The organism is Pannonibacter sp. XCT-53, from assembly GCF_009915765.1.
Taxonomy (GTDB): domain Bacteria; phylum Pseudomonadota; class Alphaproteobacteria; order Rhizobiales; family Stappiaceae; genus Pannonibacter; species Pannonibacter tanglangensis.
The window spans coordinates 308,622-334,420 of record NZ_JAABLQ010000001.1; the positions used below are offsets into that span (position 1 = coordinate 308,622).

Consider the following 25,799-nt stretch of genomic DNA (forward strand, 5'->3'; position numbering starts at 1 on the left):
GACGGCTCCGCCGCCCGGTCAGCCGAGCCGCTGGAGCACCGCCCGCAGCAACAGGTTGGCGGCGGGTGCGATGAGGGCATCCGGGAAGTCGTAATCCGGATTGTGCAGGGCGGGGCGGGTCTCGCCGGCCCCCAGGAACACCATGGCCGACGGGCACAGGGCGCCGAAGCGCCCGAAATCCTCCGAGGCCCGCATGGGCAGGGAGCCCGCCGACCACGGGATGCCCTCGGCGTCCAGGGCGGCTGCCAGCACCGCGACCGCCTCCGGCGCGTTCTCGCAGTGATGGAAGATGTCATGCCAGGTCATCGCAAGGCCGAGGCCGGCCTGCTCTGCAACCTGACGCGCGAGCCCTTCTGCTGACGCGCAGAGATCCGCCATGCCCGCATCGGTCAGCGTGCGCAGGGTGACCCAGATCTCTGCCGCGCCCGGCGCGATGCCGAAGGCCGGCTCGCCCAGGCGGGCGTGGGTCACCGTGACGAGGCGGAAGCCTTGATCCGCCTGCGTGCCGCAGGACAGGGCGGTGAGGGCCGGCATCAGCCCGGCCACCGCCTGCATCGGCGAGACGCCGGTCTCGGGCTGCGAGGCATGGGCTGTCCTGCCGGTCAGCTGCAGCCGGAGCCCGCGCGAGGCACAGTTGACCGGTCCCGCCTTCAGCTCCGCATGGCCAAGCGCCAGGCCCGGCATGTTATGCAGCGACAGCGCCATGTCCGGCCGCAGAGGGGCAAAGGCCGGGTCGGCGATGACGGCGGCGGCCCCCGAGCCGTCTTCCTCGGCCGGCTGGAACAGCAGCACCACGCGGCCGCGCGCCGGGCGGGCGCGGGCAAGGGCTGTCGCGACTGCCGTCAGGATGGTGGCGTGTCCGTCATGGCCGCACAGATGGCCCTTGCCGGGGATCCGGGAGCGATGGGCCGCGGTGCTGTGCTCCTCGATCGGCAGGGCATCCAGCTCGCAGCGCAGCAGCAGCGTCTCCCCCGGGGCGGCGCCCGCATAGACTGCGGCCACCCCGTGCCCGCCGAGGCCGGTCAGCAGGGCGTCCGGTCGGGCATGGTCGCGCAGGAAGTCCGCCACCCGGCGCGCCGTCTCGCGCTCCTCGCCCGAAACCTCCGGATGCTGGTGCAGCGCGTGGCGCAGGGCGACGAGGCGAGGCAGGTCTTCGGCCGGGAGAAACATGTCGGACCTTTGCGGGACGGATCGGAGGCGACCGATCTGAGCGCAAATCCCGTCCGGGCTCAAGCCACCAGTTTGGCTGCGAGCAGGACCATCACCACGGCGATCACGCCGTCAAGGATGCGCCAGGCGGAGGGCCGGGCAAACAGCGGGGCGAGCAGACGCGCCCCGTAGCCGAGCGCGAAGAAGAAGAGGAAGGAGCCGGCGGCCGCCCCCGCACCGAAGGCGGCCTCCGCACCGGGGTACTGGCTGGCGACCGATCCGATCAGCAGCACCGTGTCCAGATAGACATGCGGGTTGAGGAAGGTGAAGGCGAGCAAGGTGGCCAGCGTGGCAGCGAGGCCCTGGGTCTGGTCCGTCGCGAGCGCCAGCGCATTGCCGCCGCGCCAGGCCGAGAGGAGGCTGCGCAAGCCGTAGGCCAGCAGAAAGGCCGCCCCGCCATAGCGCAGCACCGGCTCGAAGCCCGGCAGCGCCTCGTTGATCGCGGACAGGGCGACGACGCCCAGCGTGATCAGCAGCGCGTCGCTGAGGGCGCATGTGAGGCAGACCGCCAGCACATGTTGCCGCCGCAAGCCCTGACGCAGGACAAAGGCGTTCTGCGCGCCGATGGCGACGATCAGCGACAGGCTGAGGAGCAGGCCATTGACGGCGGCGACGATCATGCGGAACTCCCGGGCACGGACAGGACAGGACGGGACACGACAGGCAGGGACGGGCCAGGGCCTGCGGCAGAGGCCGCGACCGGCAGGCCCGGAGCCCGTGGTACTTGCGCGTCGTCGATCAGTGAAGCTAAATATTCTGAACGAAGATTAGAGTTTCTAATGAACCTCGATCCCTCCCAGCTGGCCGCCCTGGCCGCGATCCTGCGCAGCGGCTCGTTCGAGAAGGCTGCGCTTGCGCTCCGTGTCACGCCCTCGGCCGTGTCGCAGCGGCTGAAGGCGCTGGAGGAGCGCATCGGCGCGGTGCTGGTGGTGCGCGGCCAGCCGGCGAGCGCCACCGAGGCCGGTCAGCGGGTGCTGCGGCACGCCGAGGAACTGGCCTTGCTGGAGCGCGGCCTCGGACGTGACCTCAATCTCGACGGCGGCGGCCTCGTGACGGTGCGTCTGGCGGTCAACGCGGACAGTCTGGCAACCTGGCTGGTCCCGGCCATGGCCGAACTCGCCGGGGAGGGGCTGCTGTTCGACCTGATGATCGACGACCAGGACCACAGCGCCGACTGGCTGCGCCGGGGCGAGGTGCGCGCGGCGGTGAGCGGGGATCCGGATCCGGTGCAGGGCTGCGACTGCTTTGCGCTGGGGGCGCTGACCTATGTTCCGACCGCAAGTCCGGCGTTCCGGCAGCGCTGGTTTGCCGATGGCGTGACGCGCGCGGCGCTCGCCAGGGCCCCGGCGCTGACGTTCAACGCCAAGGACGGGCTGCAGATCGCCTGGCTGGACAAGGCCGTCGGTCCGGGACTGGCGCCGCCGACACACTGGCTGGCCTCGACCCATGCCTTTGTCGATGCCGCCCTGGCGGGGCTCGGCTGGGGCATGAACCCGGAGCCGCTGGTGCGCGCGGCGCTGGCCGAGGGCCGGCTCTGCGAACTGATCCCCGGCACGCGCCTGGCGGTGCCGCTCTACTGGCACGTGAGCCGCTCGGTCGCCGCCGCGCTTCACCCCGTGACCCGGGCGCTGCGCGCTGCTGCGGCCGCCCAGCTTGCGCCGATCCCCTGACGGGTGAGCTGACGGGGCAGCTGACGGGGCGGCGGGCGACGGGCTGTCTCGCCCGACGACGCAAATGCGGGGATCGGTGGCGCGCGACGGCTTGCCAGCGCGCGTGACCTTGGGCTGAATGCGGCCTCCGAGCGAACCCCAAGTCGAGGATCCCGCCCCATGTCCAGCGCCGCCACCCGCGACCTCATTTCCCGTTACTATGCCGCCTTCAACGCCGGGGATACGGCGACGATGGTCGCCCTCGTCAGCGAGGATGTCGCCCATGACGTGAACCAGGGCGGCCGGCGCGAGGGCAAGGCGCTGTTTGCCGAGTTCAATGCGCACATGACGCGCTGCTACCGGGAAACGCTCACCGACATCGAGCTGTTCGTCAACGCGGACGGGTCGCGGGCGGCGGCGGAGTTCATCGTCAACGGCACCTATCTGGCCTCCGATGCGGGCCTGCCCGAGGCGCGGGGCCAGACCTACCGCCTGCCGGCCGGCACCTTCTTCGACATCGCCGACGGGCGGATCCGCCGCATCACCACCTACTACAACCTGGAAGACTGGATCGCCCAGGTCAGCGCCTGAGCCGGCCTCCGTGCCGGCCCGCCACCGCGCTCTCTCCTATTCCTCCTGCCCTGACCGCAAAGGAAGTCCCCCGTCATGAACGTCATCGTCGTCGGGGCCGGGATCGCCGGCCTGTCCACCGCCTGGGCACTGGTGCGGCGCGGGGTGGCCGTGACCCTGCTGGAGCAGGGGCCGGTTCCCAATCCGTTGTCGGCCTCCGGCGACCAGCACCGCATCATCCGCCGCGCCTATGGCGGGCAGGGCGGCTACCAGCGGCGCATCTCCGACGCCTATGCGGCCTGGGACGAGATGTGGGATGACCTCGGCGCGCGGCATCTGGTGGACACGGGCTTCCTGCTGCTGTCGCAGGAGCCGGGTGACGAGGGCGAGCGCTACCGGACCGGCATGATTGCCGGCGGCTATGCGCTCGACGAGATGAGCGGTGCCGAGGCGGAGGCGCGCTATCCGTTCCTCGATGGCCAGACCCTGCGCTTTGCCGCCTTCAACCCGGAGGGCGGCGTGCTGCTGTGCCGCGAGATTGCGGCCGGCCTCCGGGACTGGTTGCGGGCCCGGGGCGCGGACCTGCGCGAGAGGACCCGGGTGACGGCCATCGACCGGGCCGCCGGTACCGTGACGCTGGCCGACGGCACGGTGCTGACTGCCGACCGCGTGGTGGTGACGGCGGGGGCCTGGGTGACGCAGCTTGCCCCGGACCTTGCCCCGACGCTGACGCCCTACCGCACGGCGGTGGTCTATCTCGAGCCCCCTGCCGACCTCAAGGCGGCCTGGGCGGCCGCGCCGGTGATCCTCGACGTGGGCGGCAAGGTGGATGGCTACGTGCTGCCGCCGGTGCCCGGCACGGGGCTGAAGTTCGGTGCCGGCATCCACAAGTACCGCAACGCCGACGCGAATGCGAACCGGCTGCCGGTGCCGGGCGAGGGCGAGACCCTGCGCGACCATTTCGCCCCGCCCTTCGCCCGAATCGCGGAGTACCGCGTCACCGACGTGGTGACCTGCGCCTACACCTTCACCGCGGACGAGCATTTCTTCGTGCGCGACGACGGCAGGACCGTCTTCGTCTCCGCCTGCTCGGGCCATGGCTACAAGTTCGGTGCGGTGGTCGGTCAGAAGATCGCGGCCGGCCTCCTGTCCGGCGACATCGACATGGCACGGATCTGGCTGGAAGCCCGAGACTGAGACAGGTCGCCCCGGCCGGGCTCGCGCTCCGTCAGCGCCCCGGCCGCAGCATCCGGGCCATGGTGTCGTCCCGCAGCACGACGCGGTGCCAGAGCACGGCCAGGAGATGCAGGGCAACAAGCAGGACGAGCACCGGCTTCATGGCCTCGTGCACCTCTCCGGCCACAGGCACGCCGCCGTACCAGGCGATGAGCCCCGATACGGGCATGGCCAGCAGCAGCGCATAGAACAGCGCATGGGCGGCCGTCAGCAGCCTCAGGGTCAGCGGCGTGCCGCCGAGCGGGGCCGGTGCCCCGCGGCCGAGGCGCAGCGCCAGCCGCAGGCCGGTGAGCGCCAGGATGGCGATGCCGATCCAGACATGCAGGGTGCCGAGCAGGCGGGTGACCAGGTCGGGCGCAAGGCCCTGGTCGAGCGCCCGGCCGAGATGGCCGATCCAGTCGCCGAAGACGATCTGGACCAGAACCAGCGCGGCGATGACCCAGTGCAGGCCGATCTGGAGCGGGCTGTAGGACGAGGGCGTGGCACGCGACATGGGAACCTCCTTCGGCAGTCAACCGCAGCAAGACCCTGCGGCCCTGCCCATGTTACGCCGGCCGATCTTCTGCGCCACGGCGAAGTTGTCGTGAGATGTAACCGGCCTGCGCCCGGGCCCAGGCGGCCCCGAGGCACGCATTCCCGGCCTGGTCTGCGGGCTGAGCCCTGCGTCAACTGCATGGCAGCCTTGCAACAGCTGGGCGATGAAAATCGGCTCTTGTCTTTTTTGTGGCAAGGCCCTCATCGTGTGCAAAAAACATAAGCACAGCAGGGAGAGTACATGCCGGTTCAGATCAAGGTTCTCACCAATGGCGCGCTCCAGGAGGCCCTGGAGGATCTGGCCAGACTGCGCATCTCGGTGTTTCGCGACTGGCCCTATCTCTATGACGGGACCATGGACTACGAGACACGCTATCTTGCCCGCTATGCGGCCACGTCCGGAGCGGTGATCGTGGGCGCCTATGACGGCGACCGGCTGGTGGGCGCGGCAACCGGCGAACCGCTGGCCAAGGAAGTGATCCAGTTCCGCGAGCCCTTCGAGGAACGCGGTCTCGATCTGAAGCAGATCTTCTATCTGGCCGAATCCGTGCTTGATCCGGCCTATCGTGGCCAGGGGCTCGGCCACCAGTTCTATGACGCCCGCGAGGCGCATGCCCGGGCGCTGGGCTTTTCGCGTGCCACCTTCTGTGCGGTGGTGCGGCCCGATGACCATCCCGCCCGGCCGGCCGGTTATGTGCCGCTGACCGATTTCTGGCGCAAGCGCGGCTACGCGCCGCTGGAGGGCGCCGTGGTCTATTTCCCGTGGAAGGACATCGGCGACGAGGAAGAGACCGAAAAGCCGATGCAGGTCTGGATCAAGGACCTCTGACAGGACACATCCGCGTACACCCGGGGCACATCCGGACGCCGGCAGCGGGGAGACGCGGTGCCGGGCCGTGTCCGAGCAGGGCCATGGCCCCGCCCGGACTGTCTCAGAGACGTCGTCCGGCCTCCTGACCGGAGGCCTCGCCGGCTCAGTTTGCCAGCTCGAACACCACGGTGACGGAGGCGCTCAGCGTCTCCTCGCCGGCCAGCATCGGCGGCGCGGCCTCGGCGGACATTGCGGCCATCCGGTACATCGGCTGCGGCATGGCCGAGCCGCCTTCGGTGATCGACAGGACCTTGCCCAGCTTCACGCCGCCGGCGGCCGCATAGAGTTCGGCCTTGCGGCGCGCATCGGCCACCGCGGCCTTGCGCGCATCGTCGGAGCGCTTGTCGCCGTCGGAGACCATGAAGCTGACGCCGCCGATGGCATTGGCCCCGCTGGAGACCATGGTGTCGAGCAGGCCGCCCAGCTTCGACAGGTCACGCACCTTGATGGAGACGGTGTTGTTGACCTGGTAGCCGTCGATCACCGGCGCTTGGTCGGTCTTGCCGTAGTCGGTGTATTTCGGCTGCACCGAGAAGCCGCTGGTCTGCATGTCCTTGTCGTCGATGCCGGCGGCCTTCAGCTTCTCGACCACGGCGGCGAGCGCCTTGGAATTGGCCGCCAGCGCCTCGGCGGCGGTCTTGGCCTCGCTGACCACGCCGCCGGAAATCAGCGCCTGGTCGGGGACAACGGCGATGGAGCCGATGCCCTGCACGGTGATGAACTGGTCGTTCCGGCTCTCATCCGCCCGCGCGGAGACCGTCGAGACGGCGAGGGCGAGGCTCAGCGGCAGGGCGAGGGCCATGAGCCGGAGGGGACGCCGGACCGAGGGAGACAGCGGAAAGGTCATCGTCAAAAATCCTTATGTTGCCTTGAGGGCACCGTCACCCTCGTCCCCGAATGCGGCAAGTCAAAGGCGCGTCTGCGCCTGTCGCTTCCGGCACGCCTGCACGCGGTCATCCCGGCCCGGCCGAGCGTGAGAGAAGCGCCGAGCCGGGATCCGGACAACAGCGGCGCGAAGCGCGACAAACGTGTCTGCCACAGGTTTTGTCGAGTTGACTTGGTTTTGGGCTCGCTGGCGCTCGCACAGACATGCTGGATCCCGGGTCAGGCCCGGGACAGGCCCCGGATCGGCGGTTCGCTGGACGCTCACCTTGTCCGGAATGACGGGGGAGGCGTCCGGAATGACGGAGGAGGTGCGTCGGCGCCGGACTTCCCTCGTCAGCGTCCCGCCGGCTGCAGGGCTTCGTTACCCGCGCGATCGCGCCGTTTCCCCCGCAGGTGTCTGGCGATGCTGGAGCGGCGGGCCGACATTGCCGTCGGCGGACAGGAGCACGGCAATCGGCCGGGTCTGCGGGATCTCGGCGCAGATGATGAGGATGACCACCGTCAGCGGCACGCAGAGCACCATGCCCGTGACGCCCCAGATGGCGCCCCAGAAGGCCAGCGACAGGAGGATGACCAGCCCGGAGAGATTGAGGCTCGAGCCCATCAGCTTCGGCTCGACCAGATTGCCGAGGGCAAACTGGATGACCCCGAGGCCGATGGAAATCGCGAGGAACGGCGCGAAGGTGTCGAAATAGACCAGCGCCAGCACGCTGGGGAAAATGACGCTGATGAGTGAGCCGATGGTGGGGATGTAGTTGAGCAGGAAGGCAATGAAGCCGAACAGCGCCGCATAGGGCAGGCCCGCCAGCATCAGCAGCCCCGTGGTGGCAAGGCCGGTCGCCAGGCTGACGCCGGTCTTGATGCCGAAGTAATGCAGCACCCGCCGGTTGATCTCGGCGCGGATGGCAAAGGCGCGCTCGGCCTGCCCCTCGCTGTCGAACAGGGCGGCATACTTGCGGTCGAAGGTGGACTGCTCGATCAGCAGGAACAGCACGTAGATGAAGACCAGCGAGGCCGAACCGGCCATGGTGGTGATGAAGCTGGCCGCCTGGGTGACGAGCTGCGTCAGCGAGGTCTGCGGCATCAGGTCCCGCATCTGCACCGGCTCCTGCAGCCCGGCCAGGGCCGACAGGCTGGCGAAGACCTCCTCAAGCCGCGTCTGGTAGGCAGGGGTGTCGCGGGCAAGCTGGGTGAGGTTGGCGGCCACCAGATCGAAGATGAAGGTGGCCGCGACGAAGATCAGCACCAGCGCCATCAGCAGCGCGGGCAGGGCCGGCAGCCGCCAGGGGCCAAGCGGCACGGCCCTGAGGCCGCTGGCCAGCGCGTTGATCAGGTACCAGACGATCAGCGCCGTGACGAAGGGCAGGAGCAGCGCCCGGCCGACCACCAGCAGCCACCCGGCCAGCGAGACAAGCACCAGCGCCAGGGTGACATTGAGAAGGGAGTTTCGCATCGGATGCCTGTGCCTGCTGCTGTGACCTGCTGCCACCCTGCCCGGGACGCACAGGGGCTTGCAAGGGCGGGATGCAACCGAGGCGGGGATGGTGGCAAGTGAGGGAGTGGGCCGGGGAGGGTGCCTGAGAGAGGGGGCAGGGACGGGAGGCAGGTGCACGGGAGAGGACGTGCAGGCGGGCTGCGGACCGGCAGGACGCCCCTGCCGCTCGCCTCTTGCCCGACACGCCGGGGCTGGTGTACCAGAAGGCTCCGCCTTTGGCGCAGGGCCTGTAGCTCAATGGTCAGAGCCGTCCGCTCATAACGGATTGGTTGGGGGTTCAAGTCCCTCCGGGCCCACCAGATCTTTCCCCCTTGGTTTTCCTGCCGGCCTGACAGGCCCTGCCGCGTGCGGGCTAGTCGCAGGGCGGGGCCGGGGTCAGCTGGTAGATTTCCGAGCCCTCGTTGCGGAAGGTGCCCATGGGCGTCTTGACCGACCCGCCGCCGCTGGCCACCAGCTTGCCGGTGGTGCCATCGGGGGACAGCGTCAGCGTGTAGGTTCCTTCGCCCCAGACGGCAAATCCCCCGAGGTTGCCGGCGTATTTGTACGTGCCGCTGGTGGCGTCGCTCGGGGAAAAGTCGTTGGTCACGCCGCTGCCGGCGATCACGAACGGCTTGCTCGCATCACAGATCGTGCCCTCGCCGTGATAGGCATCCGCGCCGCCGGACGCAAACAGCGCCGCGCCGGCCGTGTCGAAGCCGACGGACGCAAGTCCGACGCCGCGTTTCGAGCGGGCGACCAGCTTGACGGTCGCCTTCTGGTTGGCAGCGGACGGGGCCGTATAGGTGAAGCGGGCGTCCGCCTGAACCCTGGTGCCGGCCGGATCGAGCTGCGCGCCGCCCTCCAGCGTTGCCACCACCGTTCCGCCGGCCGGCTGGCCATCGGTCTTGGCGCGGGGCCGGGCCAGGATCTCGAAGCTCGAGGAGGGGGGCACCTTGCTGCGCTTGGCGGGGGTGGTCTCGGCCGTCAGGGTGACGCAGTTTCCCGCTTCGACGTAGCTCTCCAGATCGCTCATGATCTTCTGCGCCGTCAGCTCCATCAGCGCGCGGATGCGGTCGGCGCTGGCAACATCCGCCTTGCCCGAGTTGGGGCTCGCGGCGTTGACGCTCTGGTCGCGGACGGCCGTGTCCTGCAGCCGGGTCCAGCTCACGTCGACGGACCGGCTCGCGCCGCCGGAGGTGATGGTCTGTTCCACCCTTGTGTCGGCCTGCAAGGGGGCGGCCCGGGCGTCGTCGTTGAACTGCACCGTGCCGTCGACCACGGCCGTCACGCGGGTCGTCGTGCCGCCGCCCGCGCCGGACAGGTTGCTCACGGACTTGAAGGAGATGGCGATCCGGCCGGAGGCGTCCGGGCACTTGTCATAGCGGATCGTGGTCTTGACCTGGCCTTCCGCGCCCCCCGGCAGCGCGCCGGTCTGGTCGATCTCGACCGACACCGAGCGGTCCGTGACGTCGACGGTCTGCGTGCCGTCCGGGCCGGGCGTGCGGCTCGTCCCGGTGTCCGGGCTGCTGCCGGCAATCCGGCCGGACAGGATCCCGGCGACGCTGGAGACGACCGCGCCCTGACCGGCCAGGGTTTCCCCGGCCGCATCCGGCGCATCGCTGACGCGCAGAACGGCGCCGTCCCGGCTGTCCTGCCCCAGCATCAGCGGCGCCCGCAGAGGCTGCCCCTGACCGCTGACCGGCTGCGCCACCGCCCCGCCCGCGCCCGCGATCAAACCGAGCGCCAGCACACCACGTCCGACAAGCCTGCAACGCGACCCCACCTGCCGCCTCCCGCACCTCGTAGCCCGTTGGGACGTTAGATCGAGCGGGTGGCGGGTTCAATGGGCGGCCAGAGACTTAATCGGCTGACCATGGTTGTGCCCTATGGCGCGGTCATCGGGTTTTAATACTTGACTCCAGACCTCATATTTTAATACTCCCTCCCATGACGGTGCAGCGCGGATGGTGCGCGCCGGATTTGCCAGCCCAAAGCAAGCGATTCCTTCCTTGAGCCGTGGCCCGGACTGACAGGTTCCGGGCCTTTCGGGAGATCTTTCATGTCCGTTGCTTCAGGGCGCGATGCCCTCTGGCTGGCGTGCGTCGCCGGCCTCGCTCTCCTGTGCGCCGCAGCCGGTGCGTCGCCGGCGCTGGCCCAGACAAGAGGCCAGTCAGCTGGCCAGTCAGCGGGCCAGTCTGGCAGCCAGACGGCTGGCCAAACCGGCGGCCAAACCGGCGGCCAAACCGGCGGCCAGACAGCGGCCAGGCCCGCATCCGGGACCCGTGCGGCAACGGCTGCGGCACCTGCGCCGGCGGCGGCCGGGGCTGCTCCGGCTGGCGAGGCTGCGCTGCTGGCCGAGGCCGGTGGCCTCATCACCCAGCTCAGCCGCATCACGCTGTTTGCCGACCGGCAGGAGCGGGCGGTGCTCGACGTGCCGGCGAGCGTCTCCGTCGTCACGAGGCAGGAGCTGGAGCAGCTCGGCATTTCCGACATGCAGCAGCTGACCCGGTATCTGCCCGGCGTCACCGTGCAGCGCCAGACCTCGGCCACCGATCCGTTCAACACCTTCTCCGGCTTCACCATCCGCGGCGTCGGCGGCAACCGGGTGCAGATGCAGGTGGACGGCTCGCGCGTCGCCGAGCGCATCACCGACGGCACCCGCGACTATCTCGACTTCAACTTCGTGCGTCAGGTGGAAGTGGTGCGCGGCCCGGCCTCGGTGCTGTGGGGCGCTGATGCGCTGGGCGGTGTCGTCGCCGTCGAGACCCTGGACCCGGAAGACGTGCTGAAGGGCCGCAAGATGGGCGGCGAGGGCCGCGTTGCCTATGACAGTCTCAACAGCTCCGGCCTCGCCTCTGGCGTGTTCGCGCAGCGCTGGTCCGAGACCTTCGCGGTGATGGCGGCCGTGTCGCGGCAGGCAGCCAAGGAGGCGAAACTCTCCAACGCCCGCGCCGACGGCGGCATCTACGGCTGCCCGCGTGTGCTCTCCGCCGGCCAGCTGCCCTGCGACAAGCTCGACCCGACCAATGCCGACAGCACGCGCGGCCTGTTCAAGTTCGTCTGGACGCCGTCGAACGAGCACCGGCTGGAGGCCTCGGCCGACCTTCTGCGGCGCACGACCGACGTGGACTACACCCGTACGCGCGGGGTCCAGACCAACGGCAATGTCATCACGGGCTATGACCGCGACCTGACCCTGACGCGCAACCGCTTCGCGCTGGAACACAGCTGGACGCCGGACAGCGGCGTCCTCGACGAGCTGAAGACGACGTTCGCCTACACGCCGCACAAGTATGACCGCAAGGGCCTCCAGCGCGGCACGACCCGCGCGGGGCAGGGCTACATCCTGCAGGATTATCTCTCCTACAAGGAGAACTTCTTCGAGCTGGACGTGCAGGCGACCAAGGCCTTTGAACTCGGCGCCACCGACCACGAGCTGACCTTCGGCTTCGACGGCGACTATTCCAGGGTCGACTACACCCGCCTTGACCGCACCACCAACCTTGCCACCGGCGCGGTGACGGAGGCGCGGGCGGGCGGCTTCAACTTCGCCAATTCCGACACGCGCCGGGCCGATGTCTATGCCCAGCACAAGATCGGCCTGTTCGACAACACGCTGGAACTGACGCCGGGCCTGCGCCTCGCCACCTACCGCATCAATCCGCGTCCGAATCCGGATTACAAGGTCGTGCCCGGCTCCGAGCCGCGCGTGCGGGAGGATACGTCGCTGCTGAAGAGCCTCGGCGCGCTCTACCACATCGATGACACCTGGTCGGTCTGGGGCAAGTACGGCGAAGGCTTCAAGATGCCGACGGCGCAGCAGCTCTTCACCTCCGTGCCCGGGGCTGCCTTCGACCAGATCCCCGCGCCGAACCTGAAGCCGGAAAAGGTGCGCAGCCTCGAGGCCGGTGTCCGCGCCCAGATCGAGCGGGGCTACCTGTCGATCACCGGCTTCCGCGCCGACTACACCGACTTCATCGAGAGCTTCTACAACCCGCCCGGCACCAATGACTACACCTACCGCAACCTGTCGGAAGTGGCCGTCTGGGGCGTGGAAGTGGAGGGCGCCTATGGCCTGACCGAGGATCTCACCGCCACTGCCAGCGTCGCCTGGCAAAAGGGCACGCAGAAGGCCGCAGCCGGCGCCGCCTCGACGCCGCACACCCTGCCGCCGCTCACCGCCGTGCTCGGCCTCAGCTACGCGCTGCCGCAGTACAACCTGACGCTGGATGCGATGACCCGCATGGCCGCGCCGGTCTACGAGACCTCCTCGCCCACCGGCTTCAAGCCGGGCGGCTATGCGGTGCTCGATGTCTTTGCCTCCTGGCAGGTCACCGAAATGGCAAGCCTTGATCTCGGCGTGAAAAACGTCTTCGACACCCGCTACTTCGAGGCCTCCGCCGCCGGCATGACCACGCGGCCGACTTCGGCCATTGCCAACCAGAACCCGCTCGAGCTGCAGACCGGCCCCGGCCGCACCTTCCAGGCCTCGTTCAACGTGAAGTTCTGATCCGATGCGCGCTGTTCTTGCCCGCATTTATCGCCTGACGCGGCTTGCCGCGTCAGGACCCGGCGCGCCGGTGGCGCTGGTTCTTTATGCCGTGGTGCTTGGGCTGCAGTTTGCCGCCGTCTGGGTGTCGGTGCAGATCATCAGCTGGTACAAGGCCTTCTATGACGCGCTGGAACGGCGGGATGCGGCAGAAGCCCTGCTTCAGGTCGGCCATTTTGCCGCGCTGACTGCGGCTGCCGCGGCCTGTTTCCTCGTTGGCGACTGGCTGCGCAAACGGCTGCAGATGCGCTTGCGCGCGCGGCTGACGGCTTGCATGCAGGATGCCTGGCTTGCCAACAAGGCCTACTGGCATCTGCGCCCCGGCTTTTCGGTGCAGCCGGTCGACAACCCGGACCAACGCATTGCCGAAGACTGCCGCAAGTTCATCGAGCGGCTGCTCATCGAAACGCTGGACGTGATCTCAAACGCGGTCGCCCTTGTCTCCTATGTGGCGGTGCTGTGGTCACTTTCAGCCGTGCCACTCAGCTTCCACCTGTTTGGTCTCGATGTGGAAATTCCGCGTTACATGGTCTGGGCCGCCTTCCTCTATGTGGCTGTGTCGAGCCTCCTGACCCATTTGCTGGGCCGGCCGGTCAAGGGGCTGGTGTTCCAGCAGGAGCGCTGCGAGGCGGACTTCCGCCATGCTCTGGTGCAGCTGCGGGAAGGCACGGACGAAATTGCACAGTCCTCCGGCGAGGAGGCCGAGCGCCGCCGCCTTGAGCGCAGGTTCGGCGAGATCCGCCGCAACTGGCACCGGCTTATCCGCGCCGAAGTCATCCTCGGCCTGTTCGTCCGGCCCTACATGCAGACGATCCTGCGCATTCCGACCTTTCTGGCCTTGCCCATCTATTTTGCCGGAAACCTGACCCTCGGCGGGCTGATGCAGCTGGCGCAGAGCTTCTCCACCACCGCAACGACCCTGAGCTGGTTCATCTTCTCCTACCGGGATCTGGCGGAATTCGTGGCGGTGTCGGAGCGTCTGGATGATCTTCTGGCGCTGACGCGCAATCCGCAGACGCCTGAGGGCGTGCCGCAGGCGATCACGCGGGGGGCAGCCCCCGGCGGCGGCATGAAGCTGCAAGGTGTGGCGCTCTCCACTCCGCAGGGCAGGCGGCTGGCTCCGGTTCCGGATATGGCGCTGCAGCCCGGTCAGAGCCTCTGGGTGGCCGGGCCGTCAGGGGCCGGCAAGAGCACGCTGCTTGCGGCGCTCTCCGGCCTCTGGCCCTTTGGCGAGGGCCGCATCAGCGTGCCCGAAGGGTCGCGCCTCGTGCTGCCGCAGACCCCGCGTGTCTTCCCCGAAGGTCTTGCTCATGCCGTGACCTATCCACGGGAGCCGGAGGACGTGGGCCGTGACGCCATCGAGGCGGCCCTCCGGGAGACCGGTCTGGGGCACAAGCTCGCCGCACTCGATCTGCCTGGCCCTGAGGGCTATGCGGGCCTCTCCATGGGCGAACGCCAGCGGCTGGCGCTGGCGCGGGTCTTCATCCACCGGCCTGCCGTGCTCATCCTGGATGAAGCAACCAGCGCGCTTGATGCCCGCAGCGAGGTGGACCTGCTGGCCAGGGTCAGGGCCGAACTGCCCAACGCCACCATCATCTGCGCCGCCCATCGCCCGCCCGAAGGGCTCGCGCCCTACCAGATCCTCGCCCTTGACCCCGCAGCCGCCACTGACCGTGCAAGTCAGCCGCTGCCAGCCCCACGCGCCGGAGCCCTCGCATGACCGATCAAGTCAAACGCCACCGTCTCGACGTCCAGCCTGCCGCCGTCTTCCCGCTGCTTCCCGGCCTTGGCCGCATCATGGTCATTGTGCGGAGCGCCGGCAGCCTGCACGAGCGCATCGGCCCCCTCGACACGGCCGAGATCAGCGACCACAGCGTCACCCTGTCCGGCGCCTGCCACGCGGCCGTCATCGACCTCAGTTCCCTCGACAGCCTCCACTACGACACCTCCTCGGTGATGAAGGACAAGGTCCTGCCGCGGCTTGACTTCATGACCGCCAGCGGCGAGCCGGGCGTCTCCGTCGTGGGGCTGGAGGGGGCCGAGCCGTTCGAGACGGCGCTGCGCCTCTTTGCCCGCATTCCGGCTGTTGCGCCCGAGCGGTCCGCCGCAGAGGCCACGCCGCCCGAGACCGGGGGCGATCCCGCCGCTCCGGTGCTGGAGGCGCTGGTCGGCGGCGATCCGGTGACGATCCGTTTCGAGACCGCCAGCGTGCGCCAGCAGTGGCAGGGCAAGGTCGAGGCGGTGAAGCCGATGAGCGGCTTCTTCAACATCATGACGCCGGATTTCCATCTGCATCTGAAGGCCGGCACCGTCGCCTCCTGGCAGGACGCGGACGGCTGGCGCCATGCCCTGGACGCTGAGGGCAACCGCACCGGCCTCGCCATCGGGCCGCTCGCATGAGCGGGGCCGTCATGATCCCCGGCCAATGGATCCGGCCGTCTGACGGGGCCGTCCTCGCCCATCCCGAGGTGCTCGCCCTTGCTGCCCGCGCCGATGTGGTGCTCCTGGGCGAGCAGCACGACAAGGCGGCGCAGCACCGCTGGCAACTGCATGTCCTGGCCGGCCTCCTCGCCCGTCGCGCCGACATCGCGGTCGGCTTCGAGATGGTCCCGGCGCGGCTTGATCCGGTGCTGGCGCGCTGGGTGGCGGGTGAGCTGACCGAGGCCGATTTTCTCGAGCAGGCCGAATGGGGCACGGTCTGGGGCTTCCCGGCCGAGCTCTACCTGCCGCTGTTCCGCTTCTGCCGGCAGTTCCGCCTGCCGATGCTGGGGCTCAACTGCCGCCGCGCTCTGGTGACAGAGGTCGGCATCGGTGGCTGGGACGCCATCCCGGACGCCGACCGGGACGGCGTGACGCCCGCGCTGCCGGCGACCCCGGCCTATCGCCGCTTCCTGTTCGAGTTCACCGGCGGCGGCGCGCCGAACCGCAAGGTCACCAGCCCCGACGATCCGGCCTTCGACCGGTTCGTCCGCGCGCAGCAGGTCTGGGACCGCGCCTTCGCCTGCCGCATTGCCGAGGCCCGCGCGGCGAGGGGCGCGCCGCTGGTCGTCGGCATCATCGGCCGGGGTCATCTCGAGTTCGGTCATGGCACGCCAGCGCAGCTGGCTGATCTCGGCGTCGCAACTGTCACGGTGCTCTTGCCGCACACCGCGCCGGAGAGACCGGCGCCGGGAATTGCCGATGCGGTCTTCGTCATGGATCCGCTGGACATGTGAGGCCGCGCGCGACGACACATGAAGTGGCACAAGGAGCGACACAAGGCGCGGCACAAAAGGCCTGCCATCGCGGCGCAACTGGTCTAGGCTTGGGGCTCGACTGTTTGGGGTTCAACTGCCCGGGGCCTCGCCATGCTGCTGTTTTCTGCCAATCTCGGATTTCTCTTCACGGACCTGTCGCTGCCCGAGGCCGTCGGTGCGGCGGCGCGGGCCGGGTTCGATGCGGTGGAGCTGCACTGGCCACACGTGGGCCCGGCTGCGATCCCGGCAGACGAGCTGAAATCCGCGGCCGCAGAGGCGGGCCTGCCGATCCTCGCGCTCAACACGGCCAGGGGCGACGCTGCGGCGGGTGACTTCGGCCTCTCGGCCCTGGCCGGACGCGAGCGCGAGGCGCGCGCGGCCATCGACGCGGCGCTGGCCTATGCATCAGCCTGCGGGGCAGGGGCCGTGCATCTGATGGCCGGCAAGGCCGAGGGCCCCGAGGCGCACGCAGCGTTCCTCGCCAACCTGCGCCACGCGCTTGCCTCGGCCCGGCCGCAGGGCCTGCGCATCCTGCTGGAGCCGATCAACACCTTCGACGTGCCCGGCTATTTCGTCTCGACGGTGGACCGCGCCCTGGCGCTGATCGAGGAGACGGGCGGGGAGGCCGAGCTCCTGCTCGACTGCTACCATGTCGCCCGCATGGGCGGAGATCCGGCCACCGTCCTCGCCGAGGCCTTCCCGAAGATCGGCCACATCCAGATCGCCGGTGTGCCCGACCGCGGCGAACCCGACCAGGGCGCGCTCGCCTATCCCCCGCTTCTCGACGGCCTCCAGCGCCTCGGCTACGCCGGCCACATCGGCGCCGAATACCGCCCCCGCCTGTCCGGTGCTGGCGGAACGGAGGCCGGCCTCACGTGGCTTGCGGCGTTCCGGAGGGGGAGGGGTGCAGGATAGGTCTTGCCAAGCAGTGTCCGTCCAGTGAAGACTGTCGGGCACGCCCAATGTGATCACATTTTGTCTGCTGCCGAGACCCGAATGCTGAAATCCCTCGATCTTCTCACCGCCAATGACCGACCGGGGCAGCATGCGACCTCCTGGTATGCGGCGACGGCGAGCCGGAGGACCGATCATCCCTCGCTCGCCGGTGCGGTCAGCGCGGATGTGGTGATCGTCGGTGGCGGCTACACGGGGCTCAGCTCCGCGCTGCACCTGGCAGAGGCCGGGCTTTCGGTCGTCGTGCTGGAGGCGCATCGCATCGGCTGGGGCGCCTCGGGCCGCAACGGCGGGCAGGTGGGCTCCGGCCAGCGCCTTGACCAGATCACGCTGGAGGACATGGTCGGCAAGTCCGACGCCCGGCTTTTGTGGGATCTTGCCGAGGACTCCAAGGCCATCGTCCACGCGCTGATCGGCAAGCATCAGATCGACTGCGACTACCGGCCGGGCATCCTCTACGCCGATCACCGTCCCGACATTGCGCGGGATCATGCGGCCTATGCCGATCACCTGGCCCGGCATTACGGTTATCACGACAACGAGGTGCTGGACCGCGACAGCGTGCGCGCGCGCCTGGCCAGCCCGCTCTACCACGGCGGCGTGCTCGACAAGGGGGCCGGCCACGTGCATCCGCTCAACCTCGCGCTCGGCATCGGCCGTGCGGCGGAGGCGGCCGGCGTGCGGATCTTCGAGACCTCGACCGTGACGGGATATCGCAACGAAGGCGGCAAGGTTACCGTTACCACGGCGGCCGGCAGCGTCACGGCCGGGCACATGGTGCTGGCCTGCAACGGCTATCTCGGCAAGCTGGAGCCGAAGGTGGCGGCGAAGGTGATGCCGATCAACAACTTCATCATCGTGACGGAGCCCCTCGGCGCGGAGCGCGCCGAAGCCCTGATCGCGGGCGGGGTGGCGGTCGCCGACAGCAAGTTCGTGATCAACTATTTCCGCATGACCCGTGACCACCGGCTGCTGTTCGGCGGCGGCGAGACCTACGGCTACCGGTTCCCGGCCAACATCCCGGAGTTCGTGCGCAGGCCGCTGAAATCGGTGTTTCCGCAGCTGGGCGACGTGCGCATCGACTATGGCTGGGGCGGAACGCTGGCGATCACGCCGAAGCGCATGCCCCTGTTCACCCGCCTGGCCCCCAATGTGGTCAGCGCCTCGGGATACTCGGGTCACGGGGTGGCCATGGCCTGCCTTGCCGGCCGGCTGATCGGCGAGGCCGTCACCGGCCGGGCCGGGGGCTTCGACGTGTTCGAGCGCCTCCGCATCCCCTCCTTCCCCGGCGGCGCGCGCATGCGCTTCCCGCTGCTCGTGGCGGCGATGACCTGGTTCTCGCTGCGCGACCGGCTCGGGATCTGACGGCCATGATCGACGAGCCCGGCCTTCCGATCGGCAGTTACTGGGAGGACAGCGTCGGGCCGCCGGTCATCGATCCGCAGCTGGAGACACCGGCCGGCGAGGCGCTGGCCGTCGACCTGGCGGTGGTCGGGGCCGGCTACACCGGGCTCAACGCGGCGCTGCGGGCGGTGGAACTCGGTGCAAGTGTTGCCGTGCTCGAGCGGCATCAGGTCGGCTACGGGGCCTCGGGCCGCAACGGCGGCTTCTGCTGCATCGGCGGGTCCAAACGGTCGCCGGAGGACCTGGTGGCGACCTACGGCGAGGCCGAGGCGCAGCGTTTCGTCGCGCTGCAGGTCGAGGCGATCGAGCATGTGGCCCGGCGGCTCGACAAGCATCTGATCGCGGCCGACCAGAGCGGCGCCGGCGAGCTGGTGCTGGCGCACAAGCCCTCGGCGCTCAGGGCGCTGCGGGAGGAAAGCGCCTTCGTCAACGCACGCTTCGGGCTCGGCACCCAGATGCTGACCCCGGCCGATCTGGCCGCCCGTGGCCTGTCGGCCGCCGGCACGCATGGCGGGATGCTCACCCCGCATGGCTTCGGGCTCAACCCGCTGAAATATGTGCGCGGCCTTGCCCGGGCGCTGCGCGACGCGGAGCAGTCGATCTTCGGCACCTCGCCGGTGCTCGACATCGTGCCGGACGCCGGGCGCTGGCGGGTCGAGACCCCGAAGGGCCGGCTTCTGGCGCGCCGGGTCATTCTGGCCGGCAACGGCTATCTGGATGAGGATCTCCTGCCCTGGGTGGAGGGCCGTCTGCTGCCGGTCCTGTCCAATGTCATGGTCACCCGCGTGCTGACGCAAGAGGAGCGGATGGCGCAGGGCTGGACCAGCCCGGTGATGAGCTCCGACAGCCGCACGCTCCTGCATTACTTCCGCCTGCTCCCGGACGGCCGCATGCTGTTCGGCATGCGCGGCGGCATCTTCGGCTCCGCACGGGAAGCGAACCGGCTGCGGCGGCTGATCCGGTCGGACTTCGAGGCGCTGTTTCCCGCGCTCGCCCATGTGGAGACAACGCATTACTGGTCGGGACGGGTCTGTCTGGCGCTGGACCTCACCCCCTACATCGGCAGCGTGCCCGGCCACCCGGGCGTGTTCGCAGCGCTCGCCTACCACGGCAACGGCGTGGCGATGGGCTCGATGGCCGGGACACTGGCGGCAGAACTGGCGCTGGACGAACGGCCCGCGTGGCACCTGCCGCTGCCCTTGCGCGGCCCCTTGCGGCGGTTTCCGCTGGCCCGCCTGCGCCGCCATTACCTGCAGGCCGCCTACTGGTGGTACGGGCTCAAGGACCGGCTGGGCTAGGGCTCCTCACCCATTGCCCGACGGGCCAATCTCCCGTACAAGTGCGCTCCAAAGATCCCCGGATTTCCCCTTCAAGCACGGAGACGCGAGGCCCCATGGCGCGCCAGTTCATCTACCACATGCATGGCCTGTCGAAGGCCTATAACGGCAAGAAGGTTCTCGACAACATCCACCTGTCCTTCTACCCGGACGCCAAGATCGGCATCCTCGGTCCGAACGGCGCGGGCAAGTCGACGCTGCTGAAGATCATGGCGGGCATCGACAAGGAGTACACCGGCGAGGCCTGGGCTGCCGAAGGCGCCAAGGTCGGCTACCTGCCGCAGGAACCGCAGCTCGACACCTCCAAGACGGTTCGCGAGAACGTCATGGAAGGCGTCGCGCACAAGCAGGCGATCATCGACCGCTACAACGAGCTGATGATGAACTACTCGGACGAGACGGCCGAGGAAGGCGCGAAGCTCCAGGACATCATCGACGCCGAGGACCTGTGGAACCTGGAGAGCAAGGTCGAGATGGCGATGGAAGCCCTGCGCTGCCCGCCGTCGGACGCGCCCGTCGACAACCTCTCGGGCGGTGAAAAGCGCCGCGTCGCGCTCTGCAAGCTGCTGCTGAGCGAGCCGGACCTGCTGCTGCTCGACGAACCGACCAACCACCTGGACGCCGAGACCGTCCACTGGCTGGAACGGCACCTGCGCGAGTTCAAGGGCTCGGTGCTGATCATCACCCACGACCGCTACTTCCTCGACAACGTCACCGGCTGGATTCTCGAGCTGGACCGTGGCCAGGGCATCCCCTACGAGGGCAACTACTCGGCCTATCTGGAGAAGAAGACCAAGCGCATGGAGCAGGAAGGCCGCGAGAACATGGCCCGCTCCAAGGCGATCGCGCGTGAACGCGAGTGGATGGGCATGTCGCCGAAGGGCCGCCAGACCAAGTCCAAGGCCCGTATCCGCGCCTATGAAGACCTGCTCGCCATGCAGGAAGAGCGGATGCCGACGATCGAGCAGATCCTCATCCCGGTCGGCGAGCGCCTCGGCGCCAACGTGATCGAGCTGAAGGGCGTCAACAAGGGCTTCGGCGACCGCCTGCTGATCGAGGACCTGTCGTTCAAGCTGCCGCGCGGCGGCATTGTCGGCATCATCGGTCCGAACGGCGCCGGCAAGACCACCCTGTTCAAGATGCTGACGGGCCAGGAAAAGCCGGACAGCGGCGAGATCATCGTCGGCGACAGCGTGCGCCTCGGCTACGTCGACCAGTCGCGCGACAAGCTGGACCCGAACAAGACCGTCTGGGAGGAAATCTCCGACGGCAACGAGATCATCTATCTCGACGGCAAGGAGATCAACTCCCGCGCCTACTGCTCGTCCTTCAACTTCAAGGGCCCGGCCCAGCAGGCGAAGGTGGGCGATCTCTCCGGTGGTCAGCGCAACCGCGTGCATCTGGCCAAGGTGCTGAAGCAGGGCGCCAACGTGCTGCTCCTCGACGAACCGACCAACGACCTCGACACCGAGACGCTGGCCGCCCTCGAAGACGCGCTGGAGAACTACGCCGGCTGCGCCGTGGTCATCTCGCACGACCGCATGTTCCTCGACCGTCTGGCCACCCACATGCTCGCCTTCGAGGGCGACAGCCACGTGGAATGGTTCGAGGGCAACTTCGAGGACTACGAGAAGGACAAGGTCCGTCGCCTCGGCGCCCATGCCGCCGACCCGCGCCGCATCAAGTACAAGCCGCTGACCCGCTGAGGCGTCACGGTTCAAGAAAAAATCCCCGGGGCCTGCCCCGGGGATTTTTTTTGACTGGCTGCAAACTCTGCATCGCCCTTCCGGGCGCAGCGAAGCGGAGACCCGGGATCCAGATGACAGCCGCGCGCAGCGCGACACACGGGATCAGGCGCGAGCCGTGTCGGAATGATCTGTCAACGGGCTCGCTGTCGCTCGCACAGATGCGCTGGCTTCCGGATCTGCGGTTCGCTGGTCGCTCGCCTTGTCCGGAATGACGTGTCAAAGCCGGAGCCCGATCACGGCGCCGGCTGTCCCGGCGCGGGGGCACCGTCCAGCCCGGGGGCTCCGTCGAGGCTGCCCATGACGGCCGCCCCTGCCGCGGCGACCTGTGCCGGCGTCGGGTTGGGGATCACGCGGCCGTCTTCGGTGGCCACGCGCACGGTCACCTCGCGGTGGGCGAAGTGGATGCCGTTCTTCTCGAACAGCTCCTGCAGCCCGGCATAGATCACCTTGCGCAGCTCGAACTGCTTGCCCGGCTTCGACATGAACTTGACGCGGGCGATCATGGCGCTGTCTTCCATCGACAGGATGCCCTGCGACTTCAGCGGATCGAGGAACATCGGCCCGTAATAGGGGTCGTTCATCAGCTCCTGGCCGAACTTCTTGATGATCTTGCGCATCTTCTCGGTGTCCGTGTCATAGGTGACGCGGAAGGCGAGCTTCATGATGGCCCAGTCACGCGAGTAGTTCTGCACGTGCTTGATCTCGCCGAAGGGCACCGTGGTCAGCGCCCCGCGATGATGGCGCAGCTGCATGGAGCGGATCGAGATCTTTTCCACCGTGCCCTTGGCGCCGCCGATGTCGATGTACTCGCCTTTGCGAAAGGCATCGTCGATCAGGTAGAAGGCGCCGGAGAAGATGTCGCGGATGAGGGTCTGCGCGCCGAAGCCGATGGCAAGGCCGACGACACCGGCACCGGCAAAGAGCGGGGCGATGTCGATACCCATCTGCGACAGGATCAGCATGCCGGAGATCACCACGATGGTGATCAGGAGGAAGTTGCGGAAGATCGGCAACAGCGTGGAGAGGCGGGAATCGCCCTGGCCGCCCATGTCGATCTCGAGCGCTTCCTGGCTGTCGCCCGCGGGCTTCTGTCGCCGCATCGCCTGGGCGACGGCGATCTCGACGGCCTGATAGGCCATGTAGCCGAGAAAGCCGACGATGGCGATTTCCACCAGATTGCTCAGGATCGAGCTGTCATCCTGCAGGGAGATGCCCCAGGCCTGCAGCAGCAGCCAGGCGGCGAAGACGAGGGTGAGAATGCCGGCGCCGTGGTCGAGGAGATCACGGTAGGGCGCGCGCGCGGCCTCGTTCTCGAGCGCTTCTGCCTGGGCCTGTGCCGCGTTGGCGCCGTCGTCGGGGGCCTCGCCCGCCGTTTCCTCGTTGCGCGCGATGTCGCCGGCCAGGGCCGCCTGTGCCCGCCGCGTGTCGAGGCGCGGCAGCAGGCGGTCGATGATCAGCAGCAGGACCGCGTAGAGCAGGATGGCGGCGATCAGGGACTGGATCGGCGCGGCCACGAGGCCGATGGCAAAGGGCTGGTCGAGCAGGATCCGCAGCGCCGACATGCCGAAGGCCACCACGAAATACAGGATCGCCAGAACGTGCCAGATCCGGGCCACGAACTGCAGGGCGCCAGCGGCGCTGCGGGGCGCCGACCCGAGGATGGCACCGGCGACATCCTTGCGCCAGTGGATGGCAATCGCCGACAGGGCCAGCATCGCGAAGGCACCGGAGCCGATCAGCGCAAGCTTGTGGGCATTCGTGGCCAGACCCAGCCTGGACATCCAGAGACTGATCGACAGCAGCAGGATCGAGACGCCGACGCAGGCGCGGATCGCGTGATAGAGCCCGTTGGTGGCCTCGTCGCTCAGCGCCAGCATCCGGTACTGCGACGAATAGGGAACGAGGATGTTGAAGAAGACAAGACGCGCCACGAGCCAGCTCGCATAGGCTGACACGCCGGTCATCACCGTGATCCGGCCAGCCTCCGTGTTTTCATGCAGGAGGACCGCAACGCTCCAGGCCACGACAAAGAACACGGCGGTGCCAAGCGTCATCACGATGCCCCGCCCGAGCAGATAGGCAATCTTGTCGGTTCGCGTTTCCGGCGCCTGCGCGAAGCGGGCGTGATAGAGCGGCCGCGCCCAGCGACGGAACAACAGGTTGGCCCCGTTTCCGGCCAGCACGGCAATGACGATCACGACCAGCGCCCCCCAGAGCCAGCGCAGCGAGCCATCGGGCGACTTCGACTGGAGCGTGGCGATCATGCTGGCCGGCAGGCTCGGCAACTCGGCGAGAATGGCCTGCAGGGTGCCGCGCAGCTGGAAGGTCTCGGTCATGGTGTCGCCCATGTCCTGCGACAGGCGGTCATAGGCCGAAATGTCATAGGCGACGCTGGCGGCTGTCCCGGCATCTGTCCCGGCGCTGGTCCCGGCGTCCGTCGCAGTCCGTGCCGGGGTCTGGCTCTGGCTCTGGCTCTGGCTCTGGTCAGGCTTCTGGCCTTGGGCCTGCGCATCAGCCGGTGCGGCCCGGGTGACGAGCGGCGTCTCGGCGCGAGGCGCCTGGCCCGGGACAAGCAGGAGAAGGGCAGCGAGGAGGAGCAGCAGCAGTGCGGCGACGGGATGCCGGCGCGGATGGGGATCCGGCTGGAGGGCTGACGCACGCGGGGCAATCGCACCGTCCGGTGCGGGCAAGCGGTTCACCATGTCCATCGTGCTGCAGTCCACCTGATGATCTCAAGACAACAGGAGACCGCTGCCGGGCCACTGGCCCGACCGTCCCCCTTCGCCCAAGCTACAGGATAGTTTGCGCGGCGGGGAGCAGCCGAATGGGCAGCACGGGCAAAAAGAATGCCCCCGTCCGGCGGGACGGGGGCATGTGATGCGGGGCGGTGTCACCGGACCGGGGCGGGGTGGCCGGGCCGGGTGGGGGCGCGATCCGGTCGACCGGTGGGCGGATCAGTGGCTGGTCATGCTGTCCCAGTGGGCCAGCCTCTGGCGGGCGTCGTCCTGCCGCAGCATTTCGTAATGGGCCATCGCCAGGGCCCGGGCCTGAACGGTCAGGCGATGACGCCAGGGACCGACCTTGAGCAGTGTCGCCACGGTCAGCGGTGACAGGCCATGCGCCTTGGAGACGATCAGGAACGGCTCGACATCGAGACGCACCATCCAGTGGCTGGCCTCGTTCAGGCCGATGCGGGTGAGGCAGGCAAAGGCCACGACGGCCTCGGCGAAGCGGTCGTCGGCCGCCAGCCAGCGCAGGGTGGCCTCGTTCAGCCGGCCCTCGCGGGCCAGCGCCATGACGCGGCTGCGGGCCGTCTCGAAATCGTAGCGGCTGAGCCAGTAGTCGTTCGACATGCGCTGGACGGCAATGTCGGCGGCCTGCGGCAGGCGTTCGGCCGCGCCGCCGGAGTTCAGCCCGGCCAGCTTCTGGCGCACGGCCTCGGTGGCGATCGACACCAGTTGCTGGATCTGCTCGTCTGCAAGGTCGGAGCGGTCGCTGAGGGCGAGCTGCAGCGTCTGGTCGGAGGTGGCGGCCTCGATCAGCCCGGCCATGCCCTCGACGGAGAAGGCGGCGCCCTGGTTGGCCGCCACGCGCCGCTTCACCCGGATGTCGCCGCGGGCCACCAGCACGTCGGTGACCTGCTCGGACAGCACGTCGCGCTGGGCAATGGCCAGCCGATGGGCGTTGCTCTGGACATCGGCGATGTCAACCAGGTCGCAGTCGCGCAGCACCGGCGAGCGGCGCAGCAGCGCATCGGCCACGTCAATCTCGTCACCGGCAAGCTGACGGATCGTCCGTTCGGGACCGCGCCGGAGCTCGGCAAGCCGTTCGGCAACAAACCGACGGACCTCGGCCTCGACCATGTCAACGAGGCGCAGCAGAACGGAGTCGTAGATGTCGACCTGCTCGTCGCTGCATTTCTCCGAGGTCAGCGAGAACAGGACGGCCACGTGTCTGGCCAGCTCCGCTCGTCGGTCTGCACTGGATTCGTTGGAAAGTTCCTGAAAATTCACGAGCTCAGTCTTGTAAGCTTCGGACATTCTAAACCACCCGGCCCATTTGGACATGGTGTCTGTTTTACGGGGGAGATTTAAAGATAATAAAAAGACGCGATGTGCGAAATTATACTTTATCTATTATTGT

20 protein-coding genes and 1 tRNA gene are annotated in these 25,799 nt (G+C 68.6%); 13 read left to right on the top strand and 8 right to left on the bottom strand.

Features of this window, described 5'->3' with window-relative positions; genetic code table 11:
• Positions 1-18: 18 nt before the first annotated feature.
• A complete protein-coding gene (locus tag GWI72_RS01535) occupies positions 19-1,170 on the bottom strand; it encodes an amidohydrolase (protein WP_161707694.1) in 1,152 nt (383 codons plus the stop codon).
• A 59-nt stretch (positions 1,171-1,229) separates the two neighbouring features.
• Complete coding sequence (locus tag GWI72_RS01540) at positions 1,230-1,829, bottom strand: LysE/ArgO family amino acid transporter (RefSeq protein WP_161707695.1); 600 nt, start codon at positions 1,827-1,829, stop codon at positions 1,230-1,232.
• Between the two features lie 159 nt (positions 1,830-1,988).
• On the opposite strand from GWI72_RS01540, the gene GWI72_RS01545 reads away from it, so the two are divergent.
• The 3 genes from GWI72_RS01545 (at position 1,989) to GWI72_RS01555 (ending at position 4,625) form a co-directional block, all read left to right on the top strand.
• Positions 1,989-2,879: a LysR family transcriptional regulator ArgP gene (locus tag GWI72_RS01545; RefSeq protein WP_161707696.1), complete on the top strand. Its 891-nt coding sequence runs from the start codon at positions 1,989-1,991 to the stop codon at positions 2,877-2,879.
• 159 nt (positions 2,880-3,038) lie between these two features.
• Positions 3,039-3,449: a ketosteroid isomerase-related protein gene (locus GWI72_RS01550; RefSeq protein WP_161675111.1), complete on the top strand. Its 411-nt coding sequence runs from the start codon at positions 3,039-3,041 to the stop codon at positions 3,447-3,449.
• A 75-nt stretch (positions 3,450-3,524) separates the two neighbouring features.
• On the top strand, positions 3,525-4,625 hold the full coding sequence (locus GWI72_RS01555) for an NAD(P)/FAD-dependent oxidoreductase (RefSeq protein ID WP_161707697.1): 1,101 nt from the start codon (positions 3,525-3,527) through the stop codon (positions 4,623-4,625).
• Between the two features lie 31 nt (positions 4,626-4,656).
• On the opposite strand, the gene GWI72_RS01560 is transcribed toward GWI72_RS01555, so the two are convergent.
• Positions 4,657-5,157 carry a cytochrome b gene (locus GWI72_RS01560; RefSeq protein WP_161707698.1) on the bottom strand — a complete coding sequence of 167 codons (501 nt, stop codon included), beginning with the start codon at positions 5,155-5,157 and terminating at the stop codon, positions 4,657-4,659.
• A 282-nt stretch (positions 5,158-5,439) separates the two neighbouring features.
• Between GWI72_RS01560 and GWI72_RS01565 the strand changes: the two genes are divergently transcribed.
• Positions 5,440-6,027, top strand: a complete 588-nt coding sequence (locus GWI72_RS01565) for a GNAT family N-acetyltransferase (RefSeq protein ID WP_161675116.1) — start codon at positions 5,440-5,442, stop codon at positions 6,025-6,027.
• A 145-nt stretch (positions 6,028-6,172) separates the two neighbouring features.
• Here the strand turns inward: GWI72_RS01565 and GWI72_RS01570 are convergent, their stop codons facing one another.
• Together GWI72_RS01570 and GWI72_RS01575 are read right to left on the bottom strand one after the other, a co-directional pair.
• A complete protein-coding gene (locus tag GWI72_RS01570) occupies positions 6,173-6,916 on the bottom strand; it encodes an SIMPL domain-containing protein (protein WP_161675118.1) in 744 nt (247 codons plus the stop codon).
• 399 nt (positions 6,917-7,315) lie between these two features.
• Positions 7,316-8,407 (bottom strand): AI-2E family transporter, encoded by a 1,092-nt coding sequence (locus GWI72_RS01575; protein ID WP_161707699.1) that lies wholly within the window; start codon positions 8,405-8,407, stop codon positions 7,316-7,318.
• Positions 8,408-8,672: 265 nt separating this feature from the next.
• On the opposite strand from GWI72_RS01575, the gene GWI72_RS01580 reads away from it, so the two are divergent.
• Positions 8,673-8,748 (top strand) — tRNA-Ile (locus GWI72_RS01580).
• A 53-nt stretch (positions 8,749-8,801) separates the two neighbouring features.
• On the opposite strand, the gene GWI72_RS01585 is transcribed toward GWI72_RS01580, so the two are convergent.
• Positions 8,802-10,211 carry a hypothetical protein gene (locus GWI72_RS01585; RefSeq protein WP_161707700.1) on the bottom strand — a complete coding sequence of 470 codons (1,410 nt, stop codon included), beginning with the start codon at positions 10,209-10,211 and terminating at the stop codon, positions 8,802-8,804.
• A gap of 276 nt (positions 10,212-10,487) precedes the next feature.
• Between GWI72_RS01585 and GWI72_RS01590 the strand changes: the two genes are divergently transcribed.
• The 8 genes from GWI72_RS01590 (at position 10,488) to ettA (ending at position 21,614) form a co-directional block, all read left to right on the top strand.
• Positions 10,488-12,938, top strand: a complete 2,451-nt coding sequence (locus GWI72_RS01590) for a TonB-dependent hemoglobin/transferrin/lactoferrin family receptor (protein ID WP_161707701.1) — start codon at positions 10,488-10,490, stop codon at positions 12,936-12,938.
• A gap of 4 nt (positions 12,939-12,942) precedes the next feature.
• Entirely contained in the window at positions 12,943-14,697 is a 1,755-nt protein-coding gene (locus GWI72_RS01595) for an ABC transporter ATP-binding protein/permease (protein ID WP_161707702.1), read from the top strand.
• Positions 14,694-15,377 carry a ChuX/HutX family heme-like substrate-binding protein gene (locus GWI72_RS01600; RefSeq protein WP_161707703.1) on the top strand — a complete coding sequence of 228 codons (684 nt, stop codon included), beginning with the start codon at positions 14,694-14,696 and terminating at the stop codon, positions 15,375-15,377. The genes GWI72_RS01595 and GWI72_RS01600 overlap by 4 nt, the downstream gene beginning before the upstream one ends.
• Positions 15,374-16,192, top strand: coding sequence for a ChaN family lipoprotein (locus GWI72_RS01605; protein ID WP_161707704.1), 819 nt, complete (start codon positions 15,374-15,376; stop codon positions 16,190-16,192). Before GWI72_RS01600 ends, GWI72_RS01605 begins: the two co-directional genes overlap by 4 nt.
• Before the next feature lie 132 nt (positions 16,193-16,324).
• The gene (locus GWI72_RS01610; protein WP_161707705.1) at positions 16,325-17,128 is read left to right on the top strand and encodes a hydroxypyruvate isomerase family protein; all 804 of its coding nucleotides are present in this window, start codon (positions 16,325-16,327) and stop codon (positions 17,126-17,128) included.
• An 81-nt stretch (positions 17,129-17,209) separates the two neighbouring features.
• On the top strand, positions 17,210-18,532 hold the full coding sequence (locus GWI72_RS01615) for an NAD(P)/FAD-dependent oxidoreductase (RefSeq protein ID WP_161707706.1): 1,323 nt from the start codon (positions 17,210-17,212) through the stop codon (positions 18,530-18,532).
• Positions 18,533-18,537: 5 nt separating this feature from the next.
• Positions 18,538-19,869: an NAD(P)/FAD-dependent oxidoreductase gene (locus GWI72_RS01620; protein WP_161707707.1), complete on the top strand. Its 1,332-nt coding sequence runs from the start codon at positions 18,538-18,540 to the stop codon at positions 19,867-19,869.
• 95 nt (positions 19,870-19,964) lie between these two features.
• The gene (ettA, locus tag GWI72_RS01625) at positions 19,965-21,614 is read left to right on the top strand and encodes an energy-dependent translational throttle protein EttA (protein ID WP_161675146.1); all 1,650 of its coding nucleotides are present in this window, start codon (positions 19,965-19,967) and stop codon (positions 21,612-21,614) included.
• 275 nt (positions 21,615-21,889) lie between these two features.
• Here the strand turns inward: ettA and GWI72_RS01630 are convergent, their stop codons facing one another.
• Both GWI72_RS01630 and GWI72_RS01635 read right to left on the bottom strand, forming a co-directional pair.
• On the bottom strand, positions 21,890-24,364 hold the full coding sequence (locus GWI72_RS01630; protein ID WP_161707708.1) for a mechanosensitive ion channel family protein: 2,475 nt from the start codon (positions 24,362-24,364) through the stop codon (positions 21,890-21,892).
• Positions 24,365-24,610: 246 nt separating this feature from the next.
• Entirely contained in the window at positions 24,611-25,606 is a 996-nt protein-coding gene (locus GWI72_RS01635; protein WP_208995741.1) for a DUF2336 domain-containing protein, read from the bottom strand.
• Positions 25,607-25,799: the final 193 nt, after the last annotated feature.